Annotated in this window: 14 protein-coding genes; 3 read left to right on the top strand and 11 right to left on the bottom strand. The window is 65.8% G+C overall.

Annotated features, from left to right (window positions below):
* Window positions 1-64: 64 nt before the first annotated feature.
* Together ABIE19_RS07605 and ABIE19_RS07600 are read right to left on the bottom strand one after the other, a co-directional pair.
* Complete coding sequence (locus ABIE19_RS07605; protein ID WP_354088518.1) at window positions 65-607, bottom strand: GNAT family N-acetyltransferase; 543 nt, start codon at window positions 605-607, stop codon at window positions 65-67.
* On the bottom strand, window positions 604-2826 hold the full coding sequence (locus ABIE19_RS07600; protein WP_354088517.1) for a S9 family peptidase: 2223 nt from the start codon (window positions 2824-2826) through the stop codon (window positions 604-606). Before ABIE19_RS07600 ends, ABIE19_RS07605 begins: the two co-directional genes overlap by 4 nt.
* Window positions 2827-2895: 69 nt before the next feature.
* On the opposite strand from ABIE19_RS07600, the gene ABIE19_RS07595 reads away from it, so the two are divergent.
* Window positions 2896-3723, top strand: a complete 828-nt coding sequence (locus ABIE19_RS07595; RefSeq protein ID WP_354088516.1) for a trypsin-like serine peptidase — start codon at window positions 2896-2898, stop codon at window positions 3721-3723.
* On the opposite strand, the gene ABIE19_RS07590 is transcribed toward ABIE19_RS07595, so the two are convergent.
* The 5 genes from ABIE19_RS07590 to ABIE19_RS07570 all read right to left on the bottom strand — a co-directional run bounded on the left by ABIE19_RS07590 (window position 3678) and on the right by ABIE19_RS07570 (window position 8773).
* Window positions 3678-4394 carry an energy transducer TonB gene (locus ABIE19_RS07590; protein ID WP_354088515.1) on the bottom strand — a complete coding sequence of 239 codons (717 nt, stop codon included), beginning with the start codon at window positions 4392-4394 and terminating at the stop codon, window positions 3678-3680. The two genes, ABIE19_RS07595 and ABIE19_RS07590, sit on opposite strands and share 46 nt — an antisense overlap.
* A 15-nt stretch (window positions 4395-4409) precedes the next feature.
* Window positions 4410-5171 (bottom strand): energy transducer TonB, encoded by a 762-nt coding sequence (locus ABIE19_RS07585; RefSeq protein ID WP_354088514.1) that lies wholly within the window; start codon window positions 5169-5171, stop codon window positions 4410-4412.
* A 105-nt stretch (window positions 5172-5276) separates the two neighbouring features.
* Window positions 5277-6062: a TonB family protein gene (locus ABIE19_RS07580; protein WP_354088513.1), complete on the bottom strand. Its 786-nt coding sequence runs from the start codon at window positions 6060-6062 to the stop codon at window positions 5277-5279.
* Between the two features lie 99 nt (window positions 6063-6161).
* Window positions 6162-6950 carry an energy transducer TonB gene (locus ABIE19_RS07575; RefSeq protein WP_354088512.1) on the bottom strand — a complete coding sequence of 263 codons (789 nt, stop codon included), beginning with the start codon at window positions 6948-6950 and terminating at the stop codon, window positions 6162-6164.
* Window positions 6951-6988: 38 nt separating this feature from the next.
* The gene (locus tag ABIE19_RS07570) at window positions 6989-8773 is read right to left on the bottom strand and encodes an acyl-CoA dehydrogenase (protein ID WP_354088511.1); all 1785 of its coding nucleotides are present in this window, start codon (window positions 8771-8773) and stop codon (window positions 6989-6991) included.
* Between the two features lie 175 nt (window positions 8774-8948).
* On the opposite strand from ABIE19_RS07570, the gene ABIE19_RS07565 reads away from it, so the two are divergent.
* A complete protein-coding gene (locus tag ABIE19_RS07565) occupies window positions 8949-9872 on the top strand; it encodes an L-threonylcarbamoyladenylate synthase (protein ID WP_354088510.1) in 924 nt (307 codons plus the stop codon).
* Here ABIE19_RS07565 and ABIE19_RS07560 read toward each other — a convergent pair.
* The 4 genes from ABIE19_RS07560 to ABIE19_RS07545 form a co-directional block, all read right to left on the bottom strand.
* On the bottom strand, window positions 9869-10903 hold the full coding sequence (locus ABIE19_RS07560) for a patatin-like phospholipase family protein (RefSeq protein ID WP_354088509.1): 1035 nt from the start codon (window positions 10901-10903) through the stop codon (window positions 9869-9871). The two genes, ABIE19_RS07565 and ABIE19_RS07560, sit on opposite strands and share 4 nt — an antisense overlap.
* A 50-nt stretch (window positions 10904-10953) precedes the next feature.
* On the bottom strand, window positions 10954-11751 hold the full coding sequence (locus ABIE19_RS07555; RefSeq protein ID WP_354088508.1) for a 3-hydroxybutyrate dehydrogenase: 798 nt from the start codon (window positions 11749-11751) through the stop codon (window positions 10954-10956).
* A 65-nt stretch (window positions 11752-11816) separates the two neighbouring features.
* A complete protein-coding gene (yaaA, locus tag ABIE19_RS07550; RefSeq protein ID WP_354088507.1) occupies window positions 11817-12590 on the bottom strand; it encodes a peroxide stress protein YaaA in 774 nt (257 codons plus the stop codon).
* Between the two features lie 95 nt (window positions 12591-12685).
* Window positions 12686-14089, bottom strand: coding sequence for an FAD-binding oxidoreductase (locus tag ABIE19_RS07545; RefSeq protein WP_354088506.1), 1404 nt, complete (start codon window positions 14087-14089; stop codon window positions 12686-12688).
* Window positions 14090-14166: 77 nt separating this feature from the next.
* Here ABIE19_RS07545 and ABIE19_RS07540 point away from each other — a divergent pair, with 77 nt between their 5' ends.
* Window positions 14167-14574 carry an NUDIX hydrolase gene (locus ABIE19_RS07540; protein ID WP_354088505.1) on the top strand — a complete coding sequence of 136 codons (408 nt, stop codon included), beginning with the start codon at window positions 14167-14169 and terminating at the stop codon, window positions 14572-14574.
* The last annotated feature ends 44 nt before the right edge of the window (window positions 14575-14618 follow it).

Raw genomic sequence — 14618 nt, 5'->3', positions numbered from 1 at the left:
GGCGACTCACGACCCGGTCAAGCGCAATGTGAAGGACGCGCGAAATTAGCTGCGAATTCAGCTTCTAGCGCCCGCAGTCCAGGCCCGGCGTATCCGGCGCCGCGGTCGCCCCCGGCCCCAGGGCCTTCTGCATGAAGACCACGTCGCGCCAGCCGTCGAACTTCCAACCGGCGGCGTGAAAGACCCCGACCGGCTCGAAACCCGCCGCGGCGTGCAGGGCGATGGAGCCTGCATTGGCGCTGTCGCCGATCACCGCCACCATCTGACGCAGCCCCATGGCTTCGCAGGCGTTCAACAAGGCGTCCAGAAGAGCCTTGCCGACCCCGCGCCCGCGAAACGCCTCGGCGACATAGATCGAGTCCTCGACCATGTAGCGATAGGCGGCCCGCAGCCGATAGGGCCCGGCATAGGCGTAGCCTGCGACCTGATCCCCGATCTCTGCGACCAGAACGGGCAGGCCCAGGGCGGCGGGCGCGGCCAGGCGCGCCCGCATCTCCTCGGCAGTGGGGACGTCCAGTTCGAACGTCCCCGTGCCGTTCAGCACGCTGTCGGCGTAGATGGCCGCGACGGCCGCCAGGTCGGCTTCCGTGAACGGCCGGACGATCACGCCTTTTCCCAGCCCTTCTCGACCGCCCAGACGGCGAAGGCGTAGTCGTGGGCCACGTCCTTCAGATAGTCGAAGCGGCCCGACGAGCTGAAGTGGCCGGCGGTCATGTTGATCTTCAACAGGACCGGATTGCCCGAGGTGGTCGCGGGCCGCAGCTTGGCCACCCACTTTTCCGGCTCCCAGTAGGTGACGCGCGGATCGGACAGGCCGCCGGTCGCCAACACCGCCGGATAGGGCTTGGCCGCGATCTGGTCGTAAGGGCTGTAGCTGTACATGTAGTCGTAGGCGGCGGCGTCCTCGATCGGGTTGCCCCATTCGGGCCATTCCGGCGGGGTCAGCGGCAGGCTCGTGTCGCTCATGGTGTTGATGACGTCGACGAAGGGCACGCTGCCGATCACCCCCGCCCACAGGTCAGGCCGCATGTTGGTGACGGCGCCCATCAGCAGGCCGCCCGCCGACCCGCCCTGGGCCACGATCTTGCCTGCCGTTGCGTATTTGCGATCGATCAGGTGTTCGGCGCAGGCGACGAAGTCGGTGAAGGTGTTCTTCTTGGTCATTCGCCGGGCCGTCAGGAACCAGTTCCAACCCTTGTCCGAGCCGCCGCGGATATGGGCGATGGCGTAGATGAAGCCGCGATCCACCAGCGACAGCCGGTTGGTCGAGAAGCTGGCCGCCATCGGGATGCCGTAGGAGCCGTAGCCGTAGAGCAGCAGGGGCGCCGAGCCGTCGACCGGCGTGTCCTTGCGGCGCAGAACCGTCACCGGCACCAGCTCGCCGTCGGACGCCGGGGCGTTCAGCCGTTCGACCACATAGTCCGCCGGATTGTGGCCCGAGGGGACTTCCTGAACCTTGCGCAAAGCCCGCTCGCGCGTCTTCAGGTCATAGTCATAGGTCGAGGTCGGCGTGGACGGCGAGTTGTAGCCATAGCGCATGAGCGTGGTGTCGAACTCCGACGCCCCGCCCAGCGACAGGGCGTAGGCGGGCTCGTCCACGGCGATCTCATGCTCGGCCCCGGCGCGGTCGCGGATGACGATCTTGGTGTTGGCGTCGGCGCGTTCCTGACGGCCGATGAAGTCCTTGACCAGGGCCACGCCCTCGATGAAGCGGCCGGGCGTGTGGGGGATCAGGTCCTTCCAGTTCGCCTTTGCCGGAGCGGCGGTCGGCGCCTCGACCACCTTGAAATCGATGGCGTCGTCGGCATTGGTGCGGATCACCCAGCGGTCGCCCCAGTGATCCAGGTCATACAGCCGGCCGACGTGGCGCGGCTCGACCACCACGGGCGTCGCCGTCGGGCTCGCGCCGGGAATGATGCGGCTTTCGGACGTCTCCTGGTTGGCGATGCTGATGATCAGAAAGGCGTCGTCCGACGTCCGGCCGATGCTCTGGAACATGCCCTCGTCGTCTTCCTGGTTGACCAGGACGGCCTCGCCGCCGCGCGCGGGACGGCGGAAGATCTTGTCAGGACGGCCGTTGTCGTCGCGGTTGGTCCAGAAGATCCACTGGCTGTCCGGCGAGAAGGTGAAGTTATCGGTCGCCGATTCGATGGGATTGGGCAGGACCTCGCCCGTCGCCAGATCCTTGATGTAGATCTTGAAGACCTCGGACCCTTGGGCGTCCTCTGCATAGGCGAACAGGGCGTGATCGGGGCTGTGCCCGGTCGCGGAGACTTCCGAATAGGCCTTGCCTTCGGCCAGGGCGTTGCAGTCGAGCAGGAGTTGGGGCGTCGGGGCCTTGATGAAGTTTTTGGTCACGGGCTGGCCGTCGACGATCCAGATCCCCTGACGTTCGACCCGCATATAGCGCGGGTGCTGCTCGCCGGTGCGGTACTCCGTGAAATACTCCCACGGACCGTCGGCGGCGGGGACGGAGCTGTCCTCCTCCTTGATGCGGCCCTTCATCTCTTCGAACATCTGGGCCTGCAGGGGCAGGGTGGAGGCCATCATGGCCTCGCGATAGGCGTTCTCGGCGGTCAGGTGTTCCTTGACGTCTGCCTTGATCAGCGACGGGTCGCGCAGCACGGCCTGCCAGTTGTCGTCCTTCATCCACTGATAGTCGTCGACGCGGACGCGGCCCAGTTGTTCGATGCGGACAGGGACCTTCTTGGCGACAGGCGGTTGGGGCAGGGACATCGAGGCTCCGGAAGTCGAGCGGGCAAGGGCGGGGGAGGCGGCGGCGAGGCCGACAGCGGCGGTCGAGGCGATCAGTTCGCGGCGGTTCATGGATATTATAGCTCCCCTTCTGAACGGAGCGGACCTTGTGCCGCTCCGCGCACGGCGTCAAATGACGACATGCTCATTCAGGACGCGCCCGTTCCCCCGCCCGCCGCCGTCGCCCCCGTTCCCTGGGACATGACCGTCGGCCTGATCAACGCCACGGTCCAGTTGGACCAGAGGTTGAACGACACCCAGCGCAAAGTCGGGACCGGCTTCCTGATCTCCGCGCCCAGGCCTGACGGCGCCCCCCGCGTAGTGCTGGTGACGGCGGCCCACGTTCTGGCGGTCATGCCCGGCGGCGAAGCCCGCATCGGCTGGCGCTCTCCCGAAGCGGACGGCGCCTGGAAATTCACCCCCGGCGTCCTGGTCATCCGCGACGCCGACGGCGCGCCGTTGTGGACCCAGCATCCGGAGCGGGACGTGGCCGTGATGGAGATCACCGCGCCCGCCGCCTTCGCCCAGGCGGCCATTCCCGTCGGCTGGCTGGCGGATGAGAACACCTTCGACCGCTGGCGGGTGGGGCCCGGCGACGAGTTGATGGCCCTGGGCTATCCGCACGGCTTGTCGTCCAACAAGGCGGGCTTCCCGATCCTGCGCCTGGGCCGGATCAGTTCATGGCCCCTGACGCCGATCCGGCACTTCCCGACCTTCCTGCTGGATTTCGCCGTGTCGCAGGGAAACTCGGGCGGCCCAGTCTTCTGGACCCCCGCCGTCGACCGCCTGCCCGGCGCGCCGGCGGCCGATCATCCCTACATCGCCGGCGTCCTGGTCCAGGAAGTCCAGGGCGGCGGCGAAGGCCTGGAACTGGGCGTCGTCGCCCACGCTCAGTATGTGCGCGAGGCGATCGCCTTGCTGGATCAGTCGACCGCTGCGCCCGAAACGCAGTCGAACGCCGCGCAGTAACGACGGCGCATTTCGTTTCTGATCGGGGCAGGGTCTTCTGGGCTGGCCTGGGTGACCTGAGCATACCAGGCGTCCCAGCCAATCGGTTTCCGGGTCGGCAGATAGTCCAGGCCGTGCAGCGCCAGGACGCGAGCGACCCCTGCGGCGTGCCAGGCTTTCTCAGCTTCTAGGTCGGGGTATAGCTCGGCCATCCAGCCGCGCAGAAGCGCCGCCTTTTCGGGCTGCATCTCATTGACCTTCCAATCACGGATCGAGCGCTCGGCCGCAGAGCGACTGCCGCCATAGAAGCTGTCGGTAAAGGCTTGGGCGGCCTGGATATGTTCTGGGCCGGGTTCGGGACCCTCCCACGGTTGGCGCAGCGGTTCGTCGCCTTCGGTCAGGATGTCGAAGGGCACTTCGATGATGAAGGGGACGCCCGCAGGCTGAGCGACGCGCCCTCGAAACACGACCGCCAGGGCGGCCTGCTGAAAGCCCGCATCGGCCGGCTTTGCCGACACGGCCGCGCACCTGGACAGGGCGCCGTCTTCATTGTTGACGCACTCGAGCGTGACGGTCCCGTTGATCCGCAAGTCTCTGGCCAGGGTTGGGTAGTCGGAACGTTTCACATCCGGCGGAGTCTCCCAATGTGCGGGTTCGACCATCAGAGCCAAGGTCGCCAGAAGCGTAATCATGCGTGGAACTCCGGACTATTCAGGGGTGGCGACGGTTTCAGCCGTTGGCCCGCAATCGTAACGCGCGCAAAAGCGGCGACGCAGTTCGTTCATCGGTTCGCGAGGATGGAGATCGCGACTGGCCTGGTTCAACTGGGGCACCCAGGATTCAGTCCAGTCATCCGGCTGTTTAGGCGGCATGACGTCCAGCCCGCGAGCGGCCAGAACGCGCGCCATGTTCAGGCCTCGCCTCTGGCGGTCAGTTTCGACATTCCCGAACAATTCGCTGATCCAGCCCTCGGTCGTTCGGCGCATTTCCGGCGGCATCTGGTTCAGTCGCCACTGCCGCCTCAAACGAACGATCGGCTCGACGCCGCGTCTCGCATAACGTCGACCGCTTTCCAGTTGCAAAGCATTGGGCGTCGGACCAGTCCAAGGAGGCGTGGCTTCTTCGCTGAGAGGCGAAATCTGGAACGGCACCCGCACCGTAAACTCGCGCCCGTCGGCCGAGGTGTCGGCGGACGACAGCCGAGCCCTCTCGATCACGCGCACCGCTGCTTCGGCGAAACCCAATCCGTCCGGTCGTGCACGCACCGCTGTGCAGGCGTTCGGCAACCCATTGTTTGTCACCCGGCAATTCACTTCAGCCCAGCCGTTGACGCCCAAAGCGGCGGCGAACGGAGGAAAATCATCTGGCGTCGGAATGGGACGAACCGCCCACGCGACCGGCGCATCCTCAGCGGCCTGTGAAGCGCTGCCGAAAAGGACGATAGGGATAAGGCTTACGGTCCTGATCACTGCTCTCATAAGAAGCGCGTCCCGCGTCTAGGTTGATGCTGCTGTCGGTCGCGACGCCGCCCACGCCCAGTACGTGCGCGAGGCGATCGCGCTTTTGGACAAGGTTCAGAGAGTCGCGACGTCGGGTGTTTCCACTCCACAGTCATAAGCTGCGCAATACCGACGCTTTAATTCTGCTTTGGCCACAGCCACCTCAGGACGACCTATCGCCAACAAGAAATCCTCAGGGCTGGGTCTATAGCCAGTTGCACCCAGAGAGGTCTGTTTCGCTTGAAGGCGCGCCATAGCAAGCGCCGTATATTGCTCAACCGCGTCCTGATTGGGGAAGAGCTCCTCCACCCAGGCCCGGACGATTTCACGCCTGTCTTCAGGTAAGTCGTCTACGCCCAGTTGATGGAATGACGGCTTCACGCCGACGATTTTAGTGCGCTCAAGAGCAGCGGCAATTTGATCTGCCGTCGGTTCCGGACCCGTCCAGACGGGGACGCTTTCACCTTGTAGCGCTGGCGGGGTTTTGAAATTCACACGAGTTTCAATCGATGCCTGTATCGCCATGCCATCGACACGGCGAGGATTGAGGCGTGCTCGTTGAACGACATTGATCGCGGCTGTTCCGAAGCCCAATCCAGACGGCGCTTCTTCGAGAATCTGGCAGTTCGTAGCAATGCCGCCATCCGAAACCGTGCAGTGGACTAGGGCTGACCCACTGATGTTCAAATTGTGCGCGAAAATCGGATGATCAGTTGAAGAACTGCGGGGCGGCTCACGCCATGACGGGTTCTCGACAACACCAACGTTTTCTTCTTGAGAAGATTGCGAACACGCCGTCGCGACTGGCCAAAGCGACACTATAGTCGCCAAGACCGCCATTGAAATTGATCGATAATTCATAGTTCCTCCTACATCCAGATGACACAAGAGGGACTTGCATGACAAGCTGGCCCAGCCCACCAGCGTCTCGGCCCGTTCGTCGATCTAACCTTCAACGAGCTACCTGGGCCTCACCGTGCTGCAATCATACCGCTCACAGTAACGACGCCGGAGTTCCAGGAAGGCTGCGTTGCTGTCGAACTGATCTTCCATGGCGACACCCAGCGCGGTCACATCCTCGAACTCGGTAAGATCCTTCTCGGACCACTCCCCGCCGGCCCATCGCTCGAGCGTCCGTTGAGGAATGGTGCGCGCCAGGCTGCGGATGAACATCGCCTCCGTCCGTTCTCGATTGGGGAAGAGTTCCTCGATCCAGGAGCGTACGACGGCGCGCCGTGCTTCGGGCAAGGCGACCAGCAGGGCGTCGAAATCCTCTTCAGGCATTTTCCCCATGAAAGACAGGAAGGCTTCGGCAGCCGCCAAATGAGCCGGCGTCGGTTCTTCGCCATGCCAGGGCTTCGGCTGGACCCGGACCAGAGGGTCCGTGCTGAACGGGATACGGGTCATGATCCTGCTGTCGGTTGCAACGCCGTCAACGCGGCGAGGCGAGACGCGTCCCCGCATGGCGATTGCGACCGCAGCAGGTCCGAATCCCAGACCAGCCGGCGTTTCACGCACCGCCTTGCAATCCTTGACCAAGCCGAGGGTCGTGGTGACGCATTCCACCTCGACACGTGCCTGAATCCCGATGGCCCAGGCGAAGGCGGGATAATCGTCTCCTGTCGCGACAGGCGGCGTCCGCCACGACGGATTGACGATGACGGTCGGCGCTTTGGACCCATCCGCTTGCGTAGCGGACGGATCACCGACGATGAGAAGAGCCGCACTGAGAAGAGCGCCGATGGACATGTCCTGATCCCCCGATTCAGGATAGTGAATGGCCGAGCTTAGCCCGCCAGCGCCTCGACCGTCAGCCCTTGCAGCAACTCCCCGCCCTGACCCACGGCGGCCAGCCGGCTGGAGACATGACCCAGCACGTTGGCGGCGTAGAGTTCATAGAGGTCCAACTTGCCCTGCAGCCAGACAGGATCGCCATTTCCGGCGTCCAGGCGCGCCTTGGCGGCCAGGGCGCCCTTGGCCAGCATCCAGCCGCCGACTACATCGCCCATCAGCTTCAGATAGGCGTCGGCGCCGGCCAGGACGTCGGCCGCGCGGGCAGGGTCGGCCTTAGCGTCCAGCAACCATAGGGTGGCGTCTTCGACGGCCTCGATGGCCGTGGCGAAGCGCTCGACGGGCTTGCCCGCATAGAGACGGTCGATCTGGCCGAGCGTGACCTTCATCTCCTCGATCAGGGCCTTGGCCGAGTCGCCGCCATCCATCGACAGCTTGCGGCCGACCAGATCCATGGCCTGGATGCCGTTGGTGCCTTCGTAGATCGGGGTGATGCGGGCGTCGCGATAGTATTGGGCCGCGCCGGTTTCCTCGATGAAGCCCATGCCGCCGTGAACCTGGACGCCCAGGGAGGCGACCTCGCAGCCGACATCGGTGGACCAGGCCTTGGCGATGGGGGTGAACAGGTCCTCACGGCCCTTCCACAGCTTGCGCTCGGCCTCGGTCGCGGCGTGGCTAGCCAGGTCGGCGGCGACGCCGGTGGACAGGCAGATGGCGCGGGCGGCGGCGATCTTGGCCTTCATGACGCCCAGGGTGCGACGCACGTCCGGGTGATCGAAGATCGGGGCGCTCTTCTCGCCGGTCCAGACGCTGCGGCCCTGACGACGCTCCAGGGCATAGGCCAGGGCGTGCTGATAGGCGCGCTCGGCCACGCCGACTCCCTCGACGCCGACGGCCAGGCGCGCAGCGTTCATCATCACGAACATATGGGCCAGGCCTTCGTTCGGGCGGCCGACCAGCTCGGCGCGGGCGCCTTCATAGGCCATGACGCAGGTCGGTGAGGCGTGGATGCCCAGCTTGTGCTCGACGCCGACCGGGTGGAAGGCGTTGCGCTCGCCCAGCGAGCCGTCGGCGTTGACCGCGAACTTGGGCGTCAGGAACAGGCTGATGCCCTTCGGTCCAGCCGGGGCGTCGGGCAGGCGGGCCAGCACCAGATGGATGATGTTGTCCGTGGCGTCGTGGTCGCCCCAGGTGATGAAGATCTTCTGGCCGTTCAGGGCATAGGTGCCGTCGCCGTTCGGCGTGGCGGTGGTGGTCAGGGCGCCGAGGTCCGAACCGGCGTGCGGCTCGGTCAGCACCATGGCGCCGGTCCACTCGCCCGAGACCAGCTTGGGTAGATAGACGGCCTTCTGATGCTCGTTCCCGACCTGCTCCAGCGCCTCGATGGAGGCGAGCGACAGCATGGGACACAGACCGAAGGCCATGTTGGCCGCATGGACGGTCTCATAGGCCGCCAGTTCCAGCGCCTTGGGCAGGGCCTGCCCGCCGGCTTCGGTCGAAGCGGTCAGGCCGGTCCAGCCGCCTTCCGCGAACTGGCGATAGGCGTCAGCGAAGCCCGGGGCGGCGGTCACGGCGCCGTCGGCGTATTTGGCGCCGGCTAGGTCGCCCGGCCGGTTCAGCGGGGCCAGCACCTGTTCGGAAAACTGGCCCGCAGCCTCCAGCACCGCGCCCATGACGTCGGCGTCGTAGTCGGGGAAGGCGCCGGTGGCGGCGACCTGGTCGATGCCGGCGACAGCCTCCAGGGCGAAGGCGAGGTCACGGACGGGGGCGCGGTAGCTCATGGCGGTCTCCAGAATCTTCAACATGCTTCTGACGCCCCGATGGTCGGTGATGCAAGGGCGCTTGGACTTTGGTCGCGGTTCGCGCCAATCTCTGCCCCAGTGCCGTCGCGGAAGGAAAGACCTTGGCCGAGCTTCGATCCCCCCATTCGCATCCTTCAAGCGGGCGGCAACGGCCGTGAAGGGGGATTCGCCGGAGATCGCGGCCGAGGCCCTGAAAACAGGGCGCCTGGTCATGCTGCCGACCGAGACGGTCTATGGCCTGGCGGCCGACGCCTCGAATCCGCAAGCGGTGGCGCGGATCTTCGAGGCCAAGGGAAGACCACGCTTCAACCCCTTGATCGCTCACGTCGCCAACGCCGTGGATGCGGAAACCGTGGCGGTCTTCGACGCCTCGGCCCGCGCCCTGGCCGAAGCCTTCTGGCCGGGGCCCCTGACCATCGTCGCGCCCGTGCGGGACAGGGATCAGGTCTGCGATCTAGCCAGGGCGGGGCTGGACAGCGTCGCCGTGCGCGTGCCGGGGCATCTGAAGGCGAGAGCGGTGATTGCAGCCTTCGGCGGAGCGGTGGTGGCGCCCTCGGCCAATCGGTCCGGCCGCCCCAGTCCCACGACCTTTGACGACGCCCTGGAAGAGACCGGTCAGGCCGTCGGCGCCGCCGTGGACGGCGGACCTTGCGCCGTGGGGGTGGAAAGCACGGTGGTGTCGGTGCTGGACGGTCAGGTGGCCCTGTTGCGCCCCGGCTCAGTGACACGCGAGGAACTGGAGGCCGTCGTCGGCCCCTTGGCCGAAGCGGCGGGGCAGGGGCATCGCTCTCCCGGCCGGCTGGCCCTGCACTATGCGCCCGACGCCCCTGTGCGGATCGAGGCCGAGGCGGCGAACGACGGCGAAATCCTTCTGGGCTTCGGTCCCGGCGTCGGAGAGGCGCGCTGGAGCCTGAGCGCTTCCGGCGACCTGCGCGAGGCGGCGGCCAATCTGTTCCGCCTGCTACGCGAAGCCGACCGCACCCAGCCGAAGGGCATCGCGGTCTCTCCCATCCCGCGAACAGGATTGGGCGAGGCCATCAACGACCGCCTGAAACGTGCGGCGGGCTTCGTCGGCTAGAAGGGGTGGAGGAAGCGCGCCTTTAGATCAACGCTGGCGGCCTTGCCCAGCTTGGACGCGCAGGTCTCCAGCCACTGATCCGCCGCCTGACGACCGCGCGACTTCAGGTCGTTCAGGAAGCTCCACTCCGTATCGAACTTGGTCGACAGGGACAGGGAGCCTAGCCAGTCGTCGGCCTCGACCGCGTGCATGCGGATTTCGCGATAGTGGTCCTGATGGATGCTGAGCTTGCCTTCGGCGATCAGGTCCTGAACGAAGGCGACGGCTCGTAATTCCGCGACCAGGGGCGCGTTGAAGAGGATTTCGTTCAACCGATCCATGATCTCCCCGGCCTCGCGCGGCGCCTCCTCCCGCACGAAAGGATTGAGCGGCAGAAGCAGGATGTCGTCGGGGGTATCCGCGTAGAACAGGGGCCAGAGCGCGGGATTGGCCAGATAGCCGCCGTCCCAATAGGGCTCGCCCTCGATCTCCACGGCCTGAAACAGGTGCGGCAGACAGGCCGAGGCCAGCAGGACGTCCGCTGTGATCTCCGGCGAGCGAAAGACGCGGGACCGTCCCGCGCGGACAGCCGTGGTCGAGACGAACATCTGGATGTCGGACGCGCGGACCGCATCAAAGTCCACCGCGGTTTCCAGAACACGACGCAATGGGTTCAGGTTGAAGGGATTGAAGGCGTATGGGCTCATGGACATGGCCAGGGTTTCGCCCGCCTTCCAGAAAGGCGTGTCCTTCAGCCAGTCAGGCGTCAGCGCCTTGGACCAGATGGCGCTGTCGCCGAAGACATTGCGCCCGCAGGACTGGTTCACTTCTCGCCACAGCAGATCCAGGGCAGCGCGTCCGCCCTCGGCCCCGTCGCGCGCCAGTCCCGTGACCAGGGCTGCGGCGTTCATCGCCCCGGCCGAAGCCGCCGTGACGGCGCGGATGTCCAGGATGTCCGCCTCAAGCAGGCGATCCAGCACGCCCCACTGGAAGGCGCCATGGGAGCCGCCGCCCTGGAGGGCCAGGCAGACCGGACGTTTCGAGCGCGCCATTCCCACCGCCTTGTCCTATCCGCCCTAGGGTTCCACGCCCCGACTTGACCCTATTGAGCGGTCCAGCCGCCGTCGATCGAGAAGTGGGCGCCGTTGGCCGAGGCGCCCAGGTCCGACACCAGATAGAGGAATACGCCCGCCAGTTCGTCCGTAGTGACAAAGCGCTTGGTCGGTTGCGAGCCGAGGATGACGTTCTTCATCACGTCCTCGGGCGTCATGCCGCGCGTGCGGGCCTGGTCCTCGATCTGCTTTGTGACGATGGGCGTCTCCACGAAACCGGGGCAGATGGCGTTGCAGGTGATGTTATTCTGGGCCAGTTCCAGCGCCACCGTCTTGGTGAAGCCGATCACGCCGTGCTTGGCGGCGACATAGGCCGACTTGAACGGGCTGGCGACCAGGCCATGGGCCGAGGCGATGTTGACGATGCGGCCGCGTCCCTGGGCCTTCATGATCGGGATCGCCGCCTTTGTGGCGTAGAAGGCCGAAGAGAGGTTGATCGAGATGATCTTCTCCCATGCGTCGGCGGGGAAGTTCTCGACGGCCTCGACGTGCTGGATGCCGGCGTTGTTGACCAGGATGTCGAGGCGACCAAGCTCGCGATGGGCCGTGGCGATCATGTCGGCGATCTGGTCCGGCTGGGTCATGTCGGCTGGGTGATAGAGGACGCGGACGCCCGTCTCGGTGGCCAGATCGGCGCGGGTCCGCTCAATGACCGCCGGATCGCCCAGACCGTTCAACACCACGTCGCCGCCGCATTGGGCGACAGCGCGCGCCAGAGCCAGGCCAATGCCGGAGGTCGAGCCCGAGACGACGGCGACCTGGCCCTTGAGATCGTTCATGGCGAACATGCGGTGTAGTTCCGTTAGAGGGAATTGCTGCAACGCAGCCTAACCGCAGTCGTTCAATCTGGCGATCAGGAATTTCCTTCCCTGATGAATATCCAATCTGCCTCGGTCGACAGACTTTTATCAAAGCGATAGCCGTCACGGTCGAAGGCCTTCAGTTCCTCGACCTTCTCCAGCCTGTTCTCGATGGCGTAGCGGGCCATGGCGCCGCGCGCCTTCTTGGCGAAGAAGGAGATGATGCGGGCCTCGCCGTCCTTGCGCTCCTTGAAGTGGGGCGTGACGATCGGCAGTTTCAGGGCGCGGGCGTCCACAGCGCCGAAGTATTCCTGGCTGGCCAGGTTGACCAGAGTGCGTTCGGGCAGGCCCTGCGCGTCCTCGTTCAGCCGCAGGGAGATGCGCTCGCCCCAGAAGTCGTAGAGGGTGGCGCCGCGCGGCGTCTTCAGCCGCACGCCCATCTCCAGTCGATAGGGATGAATGGCGTCCAACGGTCGCAACAGGCCATAGAACCCCGACAGGATGCGCAGGTGATCCTGGGCCCAGGCCAGATCGTCTGGATTGAGAGTGCGGGCGCTGAGACCGTCATAGACGTCGCCGGCGAAGGCGAAGACGGCCTGGAGCGCGCCCTCGGCCGCCTCGTTGTCAAAGGACTGGAACCGCTCGTAGTTCAGGTCGGCCAGGGCGTCCGAGATCGACATCAGCCGGCGCAGGTCGGCGCGGCTGAGCTTCTTCGTGATCTTGGCCAGTTCCGCCGTCTCGGCCGCGCAGCGACGCGAGGTCGAAGCAACGTCGAGGGCGGACGGCGTGAAGTCCAGCCGTTTGGCCGGGGACAGGACGATCAGCAAGGCGACACAGGCTCCGAAACATCGGGAAGCGGGCCTCATAGGCCGGTTCCATGACGATTTGAACCGTCCGCAGCGTCACATAGGGTCAAACGCCCCTAGAAGAGAACCGCCGGGTTCATGATCCGCTGCGGGTCGATGGCCTGACGGATCGCCTGCATGGTCGCGATCTCCAGCCGCGACTTGTAACGACGCGCTTCATCGGTTTTCAGCCGTCCAAGGCCATGTTCGGCGGAAATGGAGCCATTGTAACGCGCCACGGTATCGTGAACGACCTCGGAGCCCTCCATCCAGCGCGCGATGAAGGCGGGCACGTCTTCGCCGACGCCGGGGATCACGTCATAGTGAAGGTTGCCGTCGCCGACATGGCCGAAGACCGAGACGCGGCAGCCTGGATGGAAGGCCTCGACCGCCGCAGTGGCTTCGTCGATGAAGTCCGCGATCTGCGACACCGGGACCGAGACATCGTGTTTCCAGCCACCGCCCTCGGGCTTGAGACCGGCGGAATGCTCCTCGCGCAGGCGCCAGAAGGCGGCCTTCTGAACATCGTTCTGGGCGATGGCGGCGTCAGTGATCAGGCCCTCCTCGAAGGCGCGGGTCAACAGACGCTCCATGGCCGAATCGGCCCCGCCGGGCTCGCCCGAGGTCAGTTCGATCAGGACATACCAGGGCGGCGTGGTCTCCAGCGGCTCACGCGTGTCGGGGATGTTCTTGAGCACCAGGGCCATGCCCAGGCGCTTCATCAGTTCGAAGGCCTCGACTCCGCCGCCGGTCTCGGCCTTGGCTTGGGCCAACAGGGCCACGGCGGCGTGATGGCTGTCCAGGCCGACGATGGCCGTGGCGCGGCTGCGCATGATCGGGAACAGCTTCAACGTCGCGGCCGTGATCACGCCCAGAGTGCCCTCGGCGCCGATGAACAACTGCTTCAGGTCATAGCCGGTGTTGTCCTTGCGCAGACGCTTCAGGCCGTTGAACACCTGACCATCCGGCATGACCGCCTCGACGCCCAGCACCAGGTCGCGCATCATGCCGTAGCGCAGGACGGCCGTGCCCCCGGCATTGGTCGAGATGACGCCCCCGATGGTGGCCGAGCCTTCGGCTGCCAGACTGAGCGGGAAGAAGCGGTCCTTGGCCCTGGCCAGTTCCTGAGCCTCCAGCAGGGTCACGCCGGCCTCAAGGGTCATGGCGTCGTCCAGAGGCGTGACGTCGCGCACGGTCCGCAGCTTGCGCGTGGACAGCAGGACTTCGCCATGGGGGATCTGGCCGCCGACCAGGCCAGTGCCGCCGCCCTGGGTCACGATGGAAACGCCATGCCGAGCGCAAATCTCGATCGCGCGAGAGACCTCTTCGGTCGTGCGCGGCTGCAGCAGGATGGGCGTCTCGCCCGTCCAGCGTCCGCGCCATTCGGTCAACCAGGGCGCCATTTCGACAGCGTCCTGGGTCCAGGCGCCGGGCAGGGCGGATTTCAGGTCTTCGATGGCGGCGGACGTGGGGAGGGTCATATCCGCCTTGTGGCAAAAGCCGAGCCGTGGTGGAAGCGCAAAACCCTGTCTTCAACCGCCCATTTTGGGGAGAAAACATGATTCCGACGCCTGCCGTGGGGGTGGTCTGCCTCAAAGACGACGCCGTACTGCTGATCCGACGCGGCACGCCGCCGAGGGAAGGGGAGTGGAGCCTGCCCGGCGGCCGGATCGAACCCGGAGAACGCCTGGCTGACGCCGCCCTGCGCGAACTGCAGGAGGAAACGGGGATCGAAGCGCGGCTGATCGGTCTGATCGACGTGGTCGACGGCCTGTTCCCGGATGCGGGCCGCCACTATGTCCTGATCGACTACGCCGCCGTCTGGACCGCAGGCGAGCCTCGGGCGGGCGATGACGCGGCCGAGGCGGTCTTTCTGCCCGTCGAGGAAGCCTTGCGTCGGGTCGACTGGTCCGAAACCAGACGGATCATCCGCGCCGCCTGCGACATGGCCCGCGCCGTCGCCTGACGCGGTTGTCATCGGCGCCGAACCGGATTCTATGGCGCGAAGAC

It is taken from the genome of Brevundimonas faecalis, assembly GCF_040549405.1.
GTDB lineage: Bacteria > Pseudomonadota > Alphaproteobacteria > Caulobacterales > Caulobacteraceae > Brevundimonas > Brevundimonas faecalis.
Note: the sequence above shows the minus strand (reverse complement) of the source record. Positions and strands in the feature narration are given on the sequence as shown.